The 15,413-nt window shown below is 46.7% G+C and carries 14 protein-coding genes; 11 read left to right on the plus strand and 3 right to left on the minus strand.

The window, feature by feature from the left end:
- The first annotated feature begins 119 nt into the window (after window positions 1-119).
- From DXD65_RS05765 to DXD65_RS05780, 4 genes are all read left to right on the plus strand, one after another.
- On the plus strand, window positions 120-608 hold the full coding sequence (locus tag DXD65_RS05765) for a Fur family transcriptional regulator (protein ID WP_005826214.1): 489 nt from the start codon (window positions 120-122) through the stop codon (window positions 606-608).
- Window positions 605-1,876: an adenylosuccinate synthase gene (locus DXD65_RS05770; protein WP_005826216.1), complete on the plus strand. Its 1,272-nt coding sequence runs from the start codon at window positions 605-607 to the stop codon at window positions 1,874-1,876. Before DXD65_RS05765 ends, DXD65_RS05770 begins: the two co-directional genes overlap by 4 nt.
- Before the next feature lie 102 nt (window positions 1,877-1,978).
- On the plus strand, window positions 1,979-3,283 hold the full coding sequence (locus tag DXD65_RS05775; protein ID WP_005826218.1) for an alpha-L-fucosidase: 1,305 nt from the start codon (window positions 1,979-1,981) through the stop codon (window positions 3,281-3,283).
- 141 nt (window positions 3,284-3,424) lie between these two features.
- Window positions 3,425-4,120 (plus strand): zinc metallopeptidase, encoded by a 696-nt coding sequence (locus DXD65_RS05780; RefSeq protein WP_035449626.1) that lies wholly within the window; start codon window positions 3,425-3,427, stop codon window positions 4,118-4,120.
- A 105-nt stretch (window positions 4,121-4,225) separates the two neighbouring features.
- Here DXD65_RS05780 and DXD65_RS05785 read toward each other — a convergent pair whose 3' ends face one another.
- Window positions 4,226-5,389: a TPR end-of-group domain-containing protein gene (locus DXD65_RS05785; protein ID WP_233556119.1), complete on the minus strand. Its 1,164-nt coding sequence runs from the start codon at window positions 5,387-5,389 to the stop codon at window positions 4,226-4,228.
- A gap of 132 nt (window positions 5,390-5,521) precedes the next feature.
- On the opposite strand from DXD65_RS05785, the gene hisS reads away from it, so the two are divergent.
- The 3 genes from hisS to DXD65_RS05800 all read left to right on the plus strand — a co-directional run bounded on the left by hisS (window position 5,522) and on the right by DXD65_RS05800 (window position 7,998).
- Window positions 5,522-6,883, plus strand: a complete 1,362-nt coding sequence (gene hisS, locus DXD65_RS05790) for a histidine--tRNA ligase (protein ID WP_009036531.1) — start codon at window positions 5,522-5,524, stop codon at window positions 6,881-6,883.
- A 146-nt stretch (window positions 6,884-7,029) separates the two neighbouring features.
- Window positions 7,030-7,188 (plus strand): hypothetical protein, encoded by a 159-nt coding sequence (locus tag DXD65_RS05795; RefSeq protein WP_165491391.1) that lies wholly within the window; start codon window positions 7,030-7,032, stop codon window positions 7,186-7,188.
- Between the two features lie 48 nt (window positions 7,189-7,236).
- Window positions 7,237-7,998 carry an EFR1 family ferrodoxin gene (locus tag DXD65_RS05800; protein WP_117887411.1) on the plus strand — a complete coding sequence of 254 codons (762 nt, stop codon included), beginning with the start codon at window positions 7,237-7,239 and terminating at the stop codon, window positions 7,996-7,998.
- Here the strand turns inward: DXD65_RS05800 and DXD65_RS05805 are convergent.
- The gene (locus tag DXD65_RS05805; protein WP_005826236.1) at window positions 7,968-8,822 is read right to left on the minus strand and encodes a bile acid:sodium symporter family protein; all 855 of its coding nucleotides are present in this window, start codon (window positions 8,820-8,822) and stop codon (window positions 7,968-7,970) included. The genes DXD65_RS05800 and DXD65_RS05805 overlap by 31 nt on opposite strands.
- 183 nt (window positions 8,823-9,005) lie before the next feature.
- On the opposite strand from DXD65_RS05805, the gene DXD65_RS05810 reads away from it, so the two are divergent.
- The 4 genes from DXD65_RS05810 (at window position 9,006) to DXD65_RS05825 (ending at window position 12,601) form a co-directional block, all read left to right on the plus strand.
- A complete protein-coding gene (locus DXD65_RS05810; protein ID WP_004290132.1) occupies window positions 9,006-9,278 on the plus strand; it encodes a co-chaperone GroES in 273 nt (90 codons plus the stop codon).
- A gap of 37 nt (window positions 9,279-9,315) precedes the next feature.
- Entirely contained in the window at window positions 9,316-10,953 is a 1,638-nt protein-coding gene (gene groL / locus DXD65_RS05815) for a chaperonin GroEL (protein WP_005826239.1), read from the plus strand.
- 254 nt (window positions 10,954-11,207) lie between these two features.
- Window positions 11,208-11,426 (plus strand): winged helix-turn-helix domain-containing protein, encoded by a 219-nt coding sequence (locus tag DXD65_RS05820; RefSeq protein ID WP_005826242.1) that lies wholly within the window; start codon window positions 11,208-11,210, stop codon window positions 11,424-11,426.
- 155 nt (window positions 11,427-11,581) lie between these two features.
- Window positions 11,582-12,601 (plus strand): threonine aldolase family protein, encoded by a 1,020-nt coding sequence (locus DXD65_RS05825; RefSeq protein ID WP_034525502.1) that lies wholly within the window; start codon window positions 11,582-11,584, stop codon window positions 12,599-12,601.
- A gap of 171 nt (window positions 12,602-12,772) precedes the next feature.
- Here DXD65_RS05825 and DXD65_RS05830 read toward each other — a convergent pair whose 3' ends face one another.
- A complete protein-coding gene (locus DXD65_RS05830; protein WP_117887412.1) occupies window positions 12,773-15,283 on the minus strand; it encodes a glycoside hydrolase family 9 protein in 2,511 nt (836 codons plus the stop codon).
- Between the last annotated feature and the right edge of the window lie 130 nt (window positions 15,284-15,413).

Genomic DNA, 15,413 nt, shown 5'->3' on the forward strand with positions numbered 1-15,413 from the left:
TATGGTTATAGAGACTGATGCGGTAAGGGAATATTTCCCTTATCGCAATTTTTATCTCTTTCTCGTTTGCTTTCCACAAAAAAGGATTAACTTTGTTGGCTGTAAAACTGCGCCGTCAAATGGAAAGTCAGAATGTGAAAGATACAGTTAGGCAGATATTCACTGAATATCTGAATGCGAACGGGCATCGGAAGACTCCCGAACGTTATGCTATACTTGACACCATTTACTCCATAGACGGTCATTTTGATATCGACACGCTCTATTCACTGATGGCCGACCAGGAGAACTTCCGCGTCAGCCGTGCAACGCTTTACAATACCATCATTTTGCTTATAAATGCTCGTCTGGTCATCAAGCATCAGTTCGGCAACTCTTCCCAATACGAAAAATGTTATAATCGCGATACGCACCATCACCAGATATGCACCCAGTGCGGAAAGGTGACCGAGTTTCAGAACGAGGAGTTGCAACATGCCATTGAGAATACCAAACTGAGCCGTTTTAATCTTACGCACTATTCCTTATATATGTATGGGTTGTGCAGCAAGTGTGACCGGGCCAATAAACGGAAGAAAAAGAATAATAACCATAAAAAAGAAAAATGAAAGTAGACGTATTATTAGGATTACAATGGGGCGACGAAGGCAAAGGCAAAGTCGTTGATGTGTTAACTCCGAGATACGATGTCGTAGCTCGTTTCCAGGGCGGACCGAATGCCGGACATACACTCGAGTTTGAAGGGCAGAAGTATGTGCTCCGTTCCATTCCGTCTGGAATATTCCAGGGAGACAAGGTGAATATCATCGGTAACGGAGTGGTGCTTGACCCGGCTCTCTTCAAAGCGGAAGCCGAATCATTGGAAGCGTCCGGCCATAACTTGAAGGAACGCTTGCACATTTCCAAGAAAGCACACCTCATTCTGCCGACTCACCGCATACTGGATGCTGCATACGAAGCAGCCAAAGGCGATGCAAAGGTAGGAACGACCGGAAAAGGCATCGGACCGACTTACACGGATAAAATCAGCCGTAACGGTGTGCGTGTAGGCGACATTCTGCATGACTTTGACAAGAAGTATGCAGCGGCCAAGGCCCGTCATGAGCAAATCTTGAAAGGCTTGAACTATGAGTATGACATTACCGAAATGGAGAAGGCATGGTTCGAAGGTATCGAATACTTGAAACAATTCCAGTTGGTGGATAGCGAACACGAGATGAACAATCTGCTGGCTGCCGGCAAGTCTGTATTGTGCGAAGGTGCGCAGGGGACAATGCTGGACATTGATTTCGGTTCTTATCCGTTTGTCACTTCTTCTAATACGGTCTGTGCAGGTGCTTGTACCGGTCTGGGTATTGCTCCCAACAAGATTGGTGAGGTATATGGTATTTTCAAGGCCTATTGTACGCGTGTAGGTGCCGGTCCGTTCCCGACGGAATTATTCGACAAGACCGGTGACCAGATTTGCACGCTGGGTCATGAGTTCGGTTCTGTGACAGGACGTAAGCGCCGTTGTGGCTGGATTGACCTGGTGGCATTGAAATATGCCATTATGGTAGACGGGGTTACCAAACTGATTATGATGAAGAGCGATGTGCTCGATTCTTTTGAAACCATTAAGGCTTGTGTAGCTTACAAGATGGATGAGGAAGAGATTGATTACTTCCCGTTCGATATCAATGAGACTGTTGAACCGGTTTATGTAGAGCTACCCGGTTGGCAGACGGATATGACCAAGATGCAGAGTGAAGATGAGTTCCCGGAAGAATTCAATGCATATTTGTCATTCCTGGAAGAACAGCTTGGTGTGCCCATCAAGATTGTTTCTCTGGGACCGGACCGTGAGCAGACCATCGAACGGTATACAGAGGAATAATAAAACAAACAGATAACCTTAGACACGGATTACACGGATTTCGCGGCTTCATCTGAAGAACCGTGGGTGTCCGGATAATCCGTGCCTTTTTTATTTATTGCCATGAAAACACGTCTTTTGTCTTTTTTACTGTTGTTTCTTCTTGTGTGCTCCGCACAGTCGCAGACTTACCAGCCGACGGAGGAGAACCTGAAATCCCGTCAGGAGTTTCGGGACAATCGCTTCGGTATCTTCCTGCATTGGGGGATATACAGTATGCTGGCTACCGGAGAATGGACCATGACGAACAAGAACCTTAATTATAAGGAGTATGCCAAACTGGCGGGAGGTTTCTATCCTGCCAAATTCGATGCTGCCAGATGGGTGTCAGCCATTAAGGCGTCCGGGGCAAAGTATATCTGCTTTACATCCCGGCATCACGATGGCTTTTCTATGTTCCACACACGCTTTTCCGATTACAATATTGTGGATGCTACCCCTTTTAAGCGGGATATTCTGAAAGAATTGGCAGACGAGTGCCACAAGCAAGGTATTCGTCTGCATCTCTACTATTCGCACATCGACTGGTATCGCGAAGATGCTCCGTGGGGACGCACCGGACGTGGAACGGGACGACCGAATCCGAAGGGCGACTGGAACAGCTACTATAAATTCATGAACAACCAGCTGACCGAGTTGCTCACCAATTATGGAAAAATAGGTGCCATTTGGTTTGATGGCTGGTGGGACCAGGACCAGAATCCGGATTTTGACTGGCAACTGCCCGGGCAATATGCCATGATACACCGCCTGCAACCGGCTTGCTTGGTTGGGAACAACCATCATCAAGCACCGTTTGCCGGCGAGGACATCCAGATATTCGAGCGCGACCTGCCGGGAGAGAACCGTGCCGGCCTTTCCGGGCAGGATATCAGCGCCTTGCCCCTTGAAACCTGTGAGACGATGAATGGAATGTGGGGATATAAGATTACGGACCAGGATTATAAATCTACCAAAACGCTGATACATTACCTGGTGAAGGCTGCGGGTAAAGATGCCAATCTGCTGATGAATATCGGTCCTCAGCCGGACGGTGAGCTGCCTGCTGTTGCATTGGAGCGTCTGGCAGAAGTAGGGGAATGGATGAAGGTATACGGTGAAACCATCTACGGAACCCGTGGCGGCTGCATTGCTCCGCATCCTTGGGGAGTCACTACACAAAGAGAAAATAAATTATACGTGCATATTCTCGAATTGCAGGATAAGGCTCTCTTCCTGCCGTTGGAAGGCAAGAAAGTGAGGAAGGCAGTGGGGTATGCCGACCGTCTTCCAGTGAAGTTCCGTAAGTGTGAAGGAGGGGTGATGCTCTACTTGCCGGAGGTTCCGACGGATATTGATAAAGTGATAGAGGTGGAGATTGAAAAATAAATTATAAATCAGAAATCTTTAATTCTTCCTAAAAGATAAAGGAAACGCTGGCATTGCTCACCGTTTCCTTTTATTTTTGGCAGACTATTTGTTATACAATAAGAAACGACTGATTTATTCACAATTTAAAGAAAGAAAATTATGGGAACAGGAATGATAGGAATGCAATGGATTATTTTTATCGGTATTGCCGTCGTCAGTTGGCTGGTACAGATGAATCTTCAGAACAAGTTCAAGAAGTACTCTAAAATCCCTACCGGCAACGGAATGACGGGAGCGGACGTTGCTTTGAAGATGCTGCACGACAATGGCATCTACGATGTGACCGTGACGCATACTCCCGGACATCTGACCGACCATTATAATCCTGCCAATAAGACAGTAAACCTGAGTGAGAGTGTTTATAGCAGTAACAGCATCATGGCTGCTGCCGTTGCAGCCCACGAATGTGGTCACGCCGTGCAGCATGCACGCGCATACGCTCCGTTGACAATGCGCAGCAAACTGGTGCCGGTAGTCTCTTTTGCCTCACAGTGGATGACGTGGTTGCTGCTGGCAGGTATCTTGCTGCTGAACTCCTTTCCGCAACTGTTGCTGGCGGGCATTATACTGTTTGCATTGACAACTTTATTCAGCTTCATCACCTTGCCGGTGGAAATCAATGCAAGTAAGCGTGCGCTGGTATGGCTTAGCAATTCCGGCATTACGAATTCATATAATCATGCGCAAGCGGAAGATGCACTCCGCTCGGCTGCCTATACGTATGTAGTGGCTGCTCTCGGTTCGCTTGCTACCCTGATTTATTATATCATGATATTCATGGGACGCAGAGATTAAACACATGATGCAGACATAAAAAACAGACCATCTGTTCACCCGAAACAGATGGTCTGTTTACATTAAATAGATGATGTGTCTCTGCCGGATGCATCATCTGTTTTTTTATTCTTGATAGGGCGACTGCCAGAACCAGGCATCGTCATTGACCACGTACTTGGCTTGGAAGAAGTTTTCTGCATTAGGGTCTGAGGGGCAAAGCAGTACATCGTCTGCTTTTATGCTATAGAGATTCTTGGCCATATAGCTGTCTAAATAATATTCTTTGGTAATCTTCTGCAGGTTATTCCAGTTGGCTTCTTCATTTAGGATTACCGGACGACCGTCTCGCAGACGTTCGCGCACTTCTTGCACGCTTAGCATGATGCCGTTTTCATCCATCACCCAGGCATTGTTGGTGGGGTCTACCCATATCCATTTATCCAAGGTATTGGAATAAACTACGTTAATGGAATGGCATTCACCAATGTATTTTTTGGGTAATCCGCTGATGTGGCGTGCCTTAAATCCCATGGACAGATAACAATCCTTCAGTACATGGGCAAGACCTCCGCAATGCAGACCTCGCGCACCGCCTTTGCAAGCTTCTGCCCATTTTATGATGTTGCTGCCTGCCGGACTTTCATGGTTTCCGTCATGTTTTATGGTATTGTGTATATAAGTAAGTATGTTCTTTATTTTCGATAATTCGTCGCCTGCGCCTGCCACACTGTCCAACTTGAAGTATTGGCGTACCTCTACTAAATACTTGTTGTTGGGATTGATGTATTCGAAGCGGGGGAGTGTATCAGGGCGCTCATTGTGGGTGTATCCCGGTGTTTTTTGAAGTATGTCGAGGTAGTCACCCACTTTCTTCACTTTGGCAAGCACTGCCTTGAACCGTTTATCGCTGCGCAGGTTGTCTAAGTCGGTATCATTCATCATGTGGTTGTAATCTTGAAATCCATTGTCGTAGGCCAGTTCTAAATTTTTGATGGCTTCACCTTTTTTCTTTAACAAGGATTGGAAGCAGGCTAAATTGTAGTAATAGGACTGTATGAGCCAGCTGTACTTTTTCTGAGTGTTCTCGTCTTGTTCTTTGAACAGAGTTATCAAAGCCTTACCGTTCTTTTCGGCTTCTTTATAGTTTTTCTCATTGACGGCTTGTTGCAGCTTTTGTACGATGGTTTCTTCTTTTTGGTCGAAGTCTTTGGCGTTGCCGGATTGTGCCCGGCTAACACCGATGCCGCATAGCAACAACATGCAGAATAAAATCAGTCTCTCTTTCATAAATGTGTAAGTTTGAAGTTTGTTTTGGTCGTTTTTATGCGACGGTAATGATACAAAGGTAAACATTCTCTTTTCTTAATCAATAAAATACTGTAACTTTGTCGTCCGATTTTTAAAATAATTGAACTGATTATGGCAGCAAAACCAAGTATTCCGAAAGGAACCCGTGACTTCTCGCCCGTAGAAATGGCGAAGCGTAACTATATATTCAATACGATTCGTGAGGTGTATCATCTCTATGGTTTTCAGCAGATAGAAACGCCCTCGATGGAAATGCTTTCTACCTTGATGGGGAAGTATGGTGAGGAAGGCGACAAGCTTTTGTTCAAGATACAGAACTCCGGTGATTACTTTTCCGGACTGACAGATGAAGAACTGTTGAGCCGTAATGCTCCGAGACTTGCCTGCAAGTTTTGCGAGAAAGGTTTGCGCTATGACCTCACAGTACCTTTTGCCCGCTACGTGGTGATGCACCGCGATGAAATAACTTTTCCTTTCAAACGTTATCAGATACAGCCCGTGTGGCGCGCCGACCGTCCGCAAAAAGGACGCTATCGTGAGTTCTATCAGTGCGATGCCGATGTGGTAGGCAGTGATTCCTTGCTGAATGAGGTGGAGCTGATGCAAATTGTCGATACGGTATTTACCCGCTTCGGCATCCGTGTTTGTATCAAGATTAACAACCGTAAGGTATTGAGTGGCATTGCCGAAATCATCGGTGAGTCTGACAAGATTGTTGATATTACTGTGGCCATTGATAAGTTGGATAAGATAGGTCTGGACAATGTCAATGCCGAGTTGAAAGAGAAAGGCATCAGTGACGAGGCTATCGCCAAACTGCAACCTATCATTTTGTTGAGCGGAAGTAATGAAGAGAAACTTGCAACTCTGAAGGAAGTTCTTGCTGCCAGCGAGACCGGACTGAAGGGCGTGGAGGAAAGTGAATTTATCCTTTCCACCTTAAAGAACCTTGGCTTGAAGAACGAAATCGAGCTGGATTTGACATTGGCCCGTGGCTTGAATTACTATACCGGTGCCATCTTCGAAGTAAAGGCGCTGGATGTGCAAATCGGTAGTATTACTGGTGGAGGACGCTATGACAACTTGACGGGTGTATTCGGTATGTCCGGTGTCAGTGGTGTCGGTATCTCGTTCGGTGCAGACCGTATCTTTGATGTGCTGAACCAGCTTGACCTTTATCCGAAAGAAGCGGTGAACGGTACTCAGTTACTGTTTATCAACTTTGGTGAGAAAGAGGCCGCATTCTCAATGAATGTATTGACTGAAGTGCGTGCGGCAGGCATCCGTGCCGAGATTTTCCCCGATGCAAGCAAGATGAAGAAACAGATGGGGTATGCGAACTCCAAAGCCATCCCGTTTGTGGCCCTGGTGGGTGAGAATGAAATGAATGAAGGTAAGGTGACATTGAAAAATATGGAGACCGGAGAGCAGAAAATGGTCACTCCCCAAGAGCTGGTTAGCGAACTGAAATAATAAAAACTGAAATACATTTAAAAAGGAGCACAAAATTGCTCCTTTTTTTGTATATTTATGGCACAAATATAGGTATTTGTAATAGTGGCGTAGGAAAAATGAAACATCCTGCATTTATCTTTGTACTGACAAAAAAGGAGGTTCTTATGGTTTCTGTTGAGCTTAAGCAAGAAAAACACAATGCCCTCGTCAGTTTCCTGATGATTGTCATAGCGGTATTGTTCCTGCTCTATATGGGCAGTTCATTAGTGCATTCTACAAAAGCGTTCTGGGAAAATTATTCCATAGAGGAGCTGCTGGAATAGAAGGAATTCAAGTCAAATCACTACCTTTGTCGGCAAAACATACTGCCGATGATACTTTATTTTACCGCAACCGGAAACTCACGCTGGATTGCAGAATTGCTTGCAGAGGCTACGCATGATACTGCCGTCAGCATTGTTGATTGCCTTAAGCAAGGCCTGATACCCGCAGAGCTGTCAAAAGCTGACAGAGTGGGTATTGTTTTTCCGGTGCACTCATGGTATGCCCCCCGTGTCTTGATTGATTTTTTGTCGCAGCTCCGGTTGCCGGACTGCTGTTACCGTTATGCCGTGTGTACATGCGGGGACGATGTGGGAAAGGGAATGAACCGCCTGGCGGAACATTTTCCGTTGGATGCAGCCTGGTCTGTTGCAATGCCCAATACCTACGTACCGATGTTCGACTTGGACGATGAGGCGCTTTGCCGTAAGAAGATAGAGAATGCACGGCATGCTGTCGCTTCGATTGCCGAAGATGTCATTGCACGGAAGAGGGTCTGGAATGTGCATGAGGGCAGTGCTGCCTGGCTGAAAACGTATGTCGTGAATCCTTTGTTTGTCCGTTTTGTCATTGGTACAAGGAGTTTCCATGTAGATGAAGGCTGTATCTCTTGCGGAATATGCGGCAAATCTTGTCCGGTAGGTAATATCCGGTTGGTGGATGGGCATCCGGTGTGGGGAAAGCAGTGCATTCATTGTATGGCTTGTTTGCATTTTTGCCCCCGGAAAGTGATACAGTATGGAAAAGCGACACAGAAGAAGGGGAGATACCGGTTGGAAGATTATCTTTGCCGCTTCACCACTCCCACATAAATCAGCAGAATAACATTCATTACCAGTGCGTAGATAATGGCAGGTATTGCAATAATGTCATTGTTGAATACAAACGGACTACTGGCAACAGCAATTGCTTGTGCGGCATTCTGCATACCGATTTCTATAATGAGTGTACGTTGTTCTTTCCGGTTGAGGCGCATGGACTTCGATAGCACTACGCCGCCTCCCATAGCCAGCAGGATAAGAATGGAGATGCAGAGGCCCAGTTTGCCGAATTGGCCGGTGATGGTAGCATGGTGCTGTATGAAGAAGATGGTTGCCAGCAGGATAAGTGCGGGAAAGGCTGTCTTGGACAATATCTTATGAATCCTTTCTGCCATTTGCGGACGGTAGCGCTTCGTGAATATGCCGGCTACAATGGGAAGAAACATCAGAACCAGGTTCTGCATGATAAGGCTGCCTACGGGGAGATGGATATCTATGTCCAGATTGCTGTCTACAAAGTGTGTGGCGAATTCCATAATCACGGGGATAGTGAACAGCGTAATAATGCTGCTACATGCCGTCAGTGACACGGACAATGCTACGTCTCCTTTGGCTATCATGGAGAAGATGTTGGATGAGCTGCCGCCTGGCGAGCAGGCTATGAGTATGATGCCGATAAAGAACAGAGGTTCGAGCTGGAAGACATGTCCTAAAGCAAATGCCAGCATCGGCAGTAGGATGATTTGGCCTGCCAGCCCGGCAATAATGGGGCGGGGGCGTTTGCGGAACAGTTTAAAGTCTTCGGTTTGTAATGTCAGTCCCAGTTCAAACATCAATAAGGTAAGAATGGGGAGGACTATCCATATTGCGTTCATAAGTCAAATCATTTTTGAGGCTGCAAAGATAGCAAATATTGTTGTATACTTTGCCATTTTGTCAGCCTTTGTCTGCCAAACAATCAGCTTGTTCGTTTGGCACGGTTTTCGTAAGTTGTTTATCGCTTGTTTAAAGCAAAATTACCATTATAACAAATGTATAACATATAAAACAAAAAGATTATGAACATTAAACCATTAGCAGACAGAGTGCTGATACTCCCTGCACCTGCAGAAGAAAAGACAATTGGCGGTATCATTATTCCTGATACAGCGAAAGAGAAACCTTTGAAAGGTGAAGTTATTGCAGTAGGCAACGGAACAAAAGACGAAGAAATGGTGTTGAAGGTTGGTGACACAGTGCTGTATGGCAAGTATGCCGGTACTGAACTGGAAGTTGAAGGAACCAAGTACCTCATCATGCGTCAAAGCGATGTGCTCGCTGTTTTAGGTTAATTTGTAAATTGTAAATCGTTAAAATGTAAATATAGTTATGGCAAAAGAAATATTATTCAATATCGATGCCCGCGACCAATTGAAGAAAGGTATCGACACACTGGCAAATGCAGTAAAAGTAACCCTCGGCCCTAAAGGTCGTAACGTTATCATCGAAAAGAAATTCGGTGCTCCCCACATCACGAAAGATGGTGTAACGGTAGCTAAAGAAGTAGAGTTGGCAGACGCATATCAGAATACTGGCGCACAGCTGGTAAAGGAAGTTGCTTCCAAGACCGGCGACGATGCAGGTGACGGTACTACAACTGCTACTGTTTTGGCTCAGGCTATCGTAGCCGAAGGTCTGAAGAACGTGACTGCCGGTGCTAGCCCGATGGATATCAAACGCGGTATCGACAAGGCTGTTGCCAAAGTGGTTGATTCTATCAAAGGCCAGGCGGAAACAGTGGGTGACAATTATGACAAGATTGAGCAAGTTGCTTCCGTTTCTGCCAATAACGACCCCGTTATCGGCAAGCTGATTGCAGACGCTATGCGCAAAGTTTCCAAAGACGGTGTTATCACTATCGAAGAGGCAAAGGGTACTGATACTACTATCGGTGTGGTTGAAGGTATGCAGTTCGACCGTGGTTACCTCTCTGCTTACTTCGTTACCAATACGGAGAAGATGGAGTGCGAAATGGAAAAACCGTACATCCTGATTTATGATAAGAAGATTTCCAACCTGAAAGATTTCCTGCCTATCCTCGAACCGGCAGTACAGACCGGTCGTCCTTTGCTGGTTATTGCAGAAGATGTGGATAGCGAAGCGCTGACAACTTTGGTTGTAAACCGTCTGCGTTCTCAGTTGAAGATTTGTGCAGTGAAGGCTCCGGGCTTCGGTGACCGTCGCAAGGAAATGTTGGAAGATATTGCAGTGCTGACCGGTGGTGTTGTCATCAGCGAGGAAAAAGGTCTGAAGCTGGAACAAGCTACTATCGAAATGTTGGGTACTGCCGACAAGGTAACTGTTTCCAAGGATAATACAACTATTGTAAACGGTGCCGGTGATAAAGAAAACATCAAGGAACGTTGCGAGCAAATCAAGGCTCAGATTGTATCTACGAAATCTGATTATGACAAGGAAAAACTGCAGGAACGTTTGGCCAAGTTGTCTGGCGGTGTAGCTGTTCTTTATGTAGGTGCTGCTTCTGAGGTTGAAATGAAGGAAAAGAAAGACCGTGTAGACGATGCGCTTCGTGCTACCCGTGCCGCTATCGAAGAAGGTATTGTTCCAGGTGGTGGTGTAGCCTATATCCGTGCATTGGATGCTCTGGAAGGCTTTAAGGGTGACAATGTAGATGAAACAACCGGTATTGACATCATCAAACGTGCTATTGAAGAACCGTTGCGCCAGATTGTTGCCAACGCTGGTAAAGAAGGTGCTGTTGTTGTACAGAAAGTACGCGAAGGCAAGGCAGACTTCGGTTACAATGCCCGTACCGATGTTTATGAGAACCTGCATGCAGCCGGTGTGGTAGATCCTGCCAAGGTTACTCGTGTGGCTCTTGAAAATGCCGCTTCTATTGCCGGTATGTTCCTGACTACAGAATGTGTAATCGTAGAGAAGAAAGAAGATAAGCCTGAGATGCCGATGGGTGCTCCCGGAATGGGAGGCATGGGCGGAATGATGTAAGATCGTTTTCCCTGATTGCTTAATCAAATAGGAGAACCGCAGTGTCTTTTTGATAGATACTGCGGTTTTTTTGTTCTATTTACCTTCTTGATTATTAATAAAAAGCGTGTAATATTACAAAAGTGTTACAAAAATGATTAGTTTTCATATCTTTTGTTCGTTTTTGTTGTTAGCAAAATAAAAAATCATATCTTTACCCTTCGTAAAGATAACCTAATCAACAAGAACTATTAACCTTTTTAATTGAAGAGAAAATGAACAAAAGCGAAATTGGACTAAATGCTGGGAAAGTTTGGCAGTTGCTTAGCGATTATACCAGATGGAGCTACGGTTCTTTAAAGAGGAAGTCCGGACTGAAGGACAAGGAGTTGGGAGCCGCATTGGGGTGGCTTGCCCGTGAGGACAAGATTGAAATTCATCAGGAAGAAGATGAACTTTATGTTTCACTAGGGGTAAATGTTTATATCGGATAAAGGAAACCGATTGAATGGATTGATTGAGGAGCACAGATTTCTCAGTGCGGAAGCATTTTCCACCGGGGGATGAAATCTGTGCTCCTTGGTTTCTTCATGTTGCAGAATATTCTTTTCTTTGCACATTCTTTTCAATGAACAAAAACAGAAAGACTATGAGAAGTTTTGCTTCAGACAATAATTCAGGCGTACATCCGTTGGTAATGGAGGCGCTGAACCGGGCCAACCGTGACCATGCTATTGGTTATGGGGATGATCCTTGGACAGAGGAGGCTGTCCGTAAAATAAGGGAAGCGTTTACGCCGGATTGCGAACCGTTGTTCGTATTCAACGGTACGGGCAGTAATGCGGTGGTTTTGCAGCTGTGTACCCGCCCTTATAATTCCATTATTTGTGCAGAGACTGCACATATCTATGTCGATGAGTGCGGTGCGCCTGCCCGTATGACAGGTTGTCAGATTCGTCCTATAGCTACCCCTGACGGCAAGCTGACGCCCGATTTAGTCCGTCCTTATTTGTGCCATTTCGGCGAACAGCATCATTCGCAGCCCGGAGCCATCTATATTTCGCAATGTTCGGAGCTGGGCACTGTCTATAAGCCGGACGAGTTGCGGGCTTTGACGGATTTGGCCCATCGGCATGGCATGTATGTCCATATGGACGGAGCCCGTCTGGCAAATGCTTGTGCAGCCTTGAATCTTGGCTTTAGGGAACTGACAGTGGATTGCGGGATAGATATCCTCAGCTTCGGTGGTACGAAAAATGGACTGATGTTGGGAGAAAGCGTGGTTGTCTTTAACCCAGCTTTGAAGAAGGAAGCTTATTTTGTGCGCAAGCAGTCGGCACAGCTCGCATCCAAGCTCCGCTATCTGTCCTGCCAGTTCACTGCCTACCTGACGGACAGCCTTTGGTTGAAAAATGCCGCGCATGCCAATCGTATGGCAAAGATTCTTTACGACGGATTGAAGGAATTGCCAGGTGTGCATTTTACGCAGAAGGTGGAAAGTAACCAACTTTTCCTTACGATGCCCCGTCCGGTGATTGACGAGCTGTTGAAGGACTATTTCTTCTACTTCTGGGATGAGGCCATCCACGAAATCCGTTTTGTAACCTCTTTTGATACTACGGAAGAAGATATCGAGCAATTGCTGCAATCGGTAAAAAGGCTTCTCTGAAATATATAAAAGCTCCTAACCTTCACAGGCTGGGAGCTTACTTCGAAACTTTCCCCTCTTGGGGGTAGGGGAAGGTTTACTGAAAACAAACCGATTGAATATTTACCTTAAATACCTTTGCACGATAACCTTTTTAACTAACCTTTTCAATAAATCTTTGTTAGAGTATGCTTATATACCGACAGCCTCGCGGACCGGTACAAAAGTGTAGCCTTTTCGTTTCAGTGTCTTAATCATCTTGTCCAAATAGCCATTATAGAACTTGTCTGTGCGGCGGTCGTCCGTTCCGAAGTGCATCAGCATTAGGTGTCCGTTCAGACCTTCTTTCTTTTCCACCTCCATAATCTTGTCGTAGATGAATTTGCTGCTCCGGTACTTCTGTCCCATGTCCGGAGTGGTGTAGTCGGCATTGCTCATGGTACCAGGGGTATAGTTGATGACTTGAATACCCATATTCTTTGCCCAGGCGGATATTTCCTTGTTATAGTATTCGTAAGGGGGAATATAGACGGGAGCGTCTTTGTATTCGATACTTGCCTTGTGGAGGGTCTCGTAGCTTTTCATCATATCGTTCTCAAACTCTTCGCGGGTGACCAGCAGAGAATCACGGTCTTCCCAAGGCATGTACAACAGATGTCCGTAACTGTGGCTGCCTACAAAATGCCCTTCGTCGAGCAGGCGTTTCACTACATCGGGATAGAGTTCATAGAACTCTCCGGTAAAGAAGAAGCCACCTTTGATGCCATGCTTCTTCAAGGTGCTGATGATGGCATCGGCACCGTCTGCTTTGTCGGCGGCAGTGAATACGAGGGTGATTTGCTTTTTTGAGGGATCGGTGCGGATAATGCCTCCGTCCACATATACATTCTTGTCATTTGGGATACCGGCTTGCTTCATTCCATCCTTCTGCATGGCAGAGAGGTAGTACGTGAGGCAGGCGGTTCCGTCCATGGTAGGCTCATTGGTGGAATAGTCGTGGATGGCGTCGTGATATACCATCAGGTCTGGCTGGAAGCGTTCGTAGTCTTGTCCGGGAGTTCCGGGAATTCCCGTCATATTGACACCGCGCAGGCTTTCGAAGATGGTACGATAGACAGGACCGTCCACCAGTCCGCCGGTAGTATTGCCCACGCCTGCATTCAGCAGTGAGGAGTGGGGTTGCGAGGGATAGTCTCCGTAAAGGGGAAGTTCCACAATCATGCTGGTTCCCCAAGGGTTACAGCCGAACAGCCAGTCGCGCAGGGAGGCTTCCATTTCGGCGTATGTGTCATCGCCGGTGGTTTCACGGTACAGCCGGCATTGGGTCAGCATGGCGGTAGTCAGATTGTTGGAACACCAGATGTAGGGTATACCGTGCAGGAAGGGGCTTTCTACCGCTTTCTCGTACGTGCGTTCAATGCCCGTACGCATGTTGCGGATGAATTCCTTGCTGATGCGGCTGTTGTCCACTTTGGCAAGATGGTAGTGCCCCATGTTCATGAACGGATACCATTGGTAGTGGCGTGCACTGTCGGCGCCCATCCAAGGAGTCACCGGTTCGCGACGTCCGTATTCAAGGGCTTGGGCCAGGTATTTGTTGTCGCCGGTGGCTTTGTACAGTTCCATGGCTCCCAGTTCCATATCGTCCACCCAGTTGTCCTCTTCGTAAATGTAGGGAGACAAGACAGAGGCTGTCTGGCATGCTCCCGGTTTCTTTACGCCTTCCTGATAGGCGGCATCGGCCTTGGCTTCGATTTCTGCTGCAAATTTAGGATAGTAGTCTTTCAGTATCTTGGCGCCTAAAGCGAAGCAGGAGGCAAACTTGCCGGCAGTGCTTGCCACTCCGGTCGTTGCATTCTTGAACTCTCCACGTACTTGCGGTTCGCCACTGCAAAAGTAAACGGGGCGTCCTTTACCCGGTCCGTAGCCGTAATCCACCAGGTCTTTGTTAGGTAGGCGCATTCCGGCATGGTCACGGTCGTCGGCTATCTGGTTGTACAGCTCGCCCGGAGCAGGATTCATCCGGTTCAGCCAGTCCAGTCCCCACTTGATTTCGTCCACGATGTCGGGAATGCCGTTGGCTCCCGGATGTCCGGCTGCATCATAGACGTCACCGAATGATTCCGGATTTTCCTGATAGGCAAACATCATCTGGTAGATGGCATTGGCGGAGGTGGTGGTGTATTGCAGATAGTCCGTAGCATCGTGCCAGCCTCCGCGGACGTCTATATGTTGTCCGGTTTTGGTGGGATGATAGACGATGTAGCCGTCGTGCACGTGGCAGCTGTCTTTCAGGAACGGATTATAGCCGCAGCGTTGCTGCCGCATGTAGTGCAGCAGGTAGTCTGCGGTACCGTTGTAGACTTGTGCATTGATGGGGAAACGGGGGGAGACCGCTTTGCCTGCTTTCAGATAATACGTGCCCGGTTCTGTGAAATCACTGAAGTTCAACCGGTAGGTACTCTTCATGCCTCCCATCTTGCCGGTGGCCTTGGTTGTGTTGAAGGTACGCACCACCTTTCCGGTGAAAGCGTCAATCAATGAATAATTTTCTACGTTTGTTCCTTCCTCGCTCATGAATACAGCGACTTTGACGGATTGCGGCAAATAGCCGAGTTGGTTGATTCTGATCCATTCGCCTGCTTTGCCCGGCAGGGCTACGAGAGCGAATATTACCGTTAGGAGCCAATAATTACTTTTCATAATGGGGGTTTTTAATCTAAGGTTGGGGATTATATATAAAACAAATTTTCCTTATTACAAATAAAGCATTTTCTGTCAATTTTAGGAAGATTTAGGATGAATAATTAGACGATATTAGGTGTCGTTTACA

The sequence above is a fragment of the Bacteroides sp. 4_1_36 genome (assembly GCF_003466325.1).
GTDB classification, from domain to species: Bacteria; Bacteroidota; Bacteroidia; order Bacteroidales; family Bacteroidaceae; genus Bacteroides; species Bacteroides uniformis.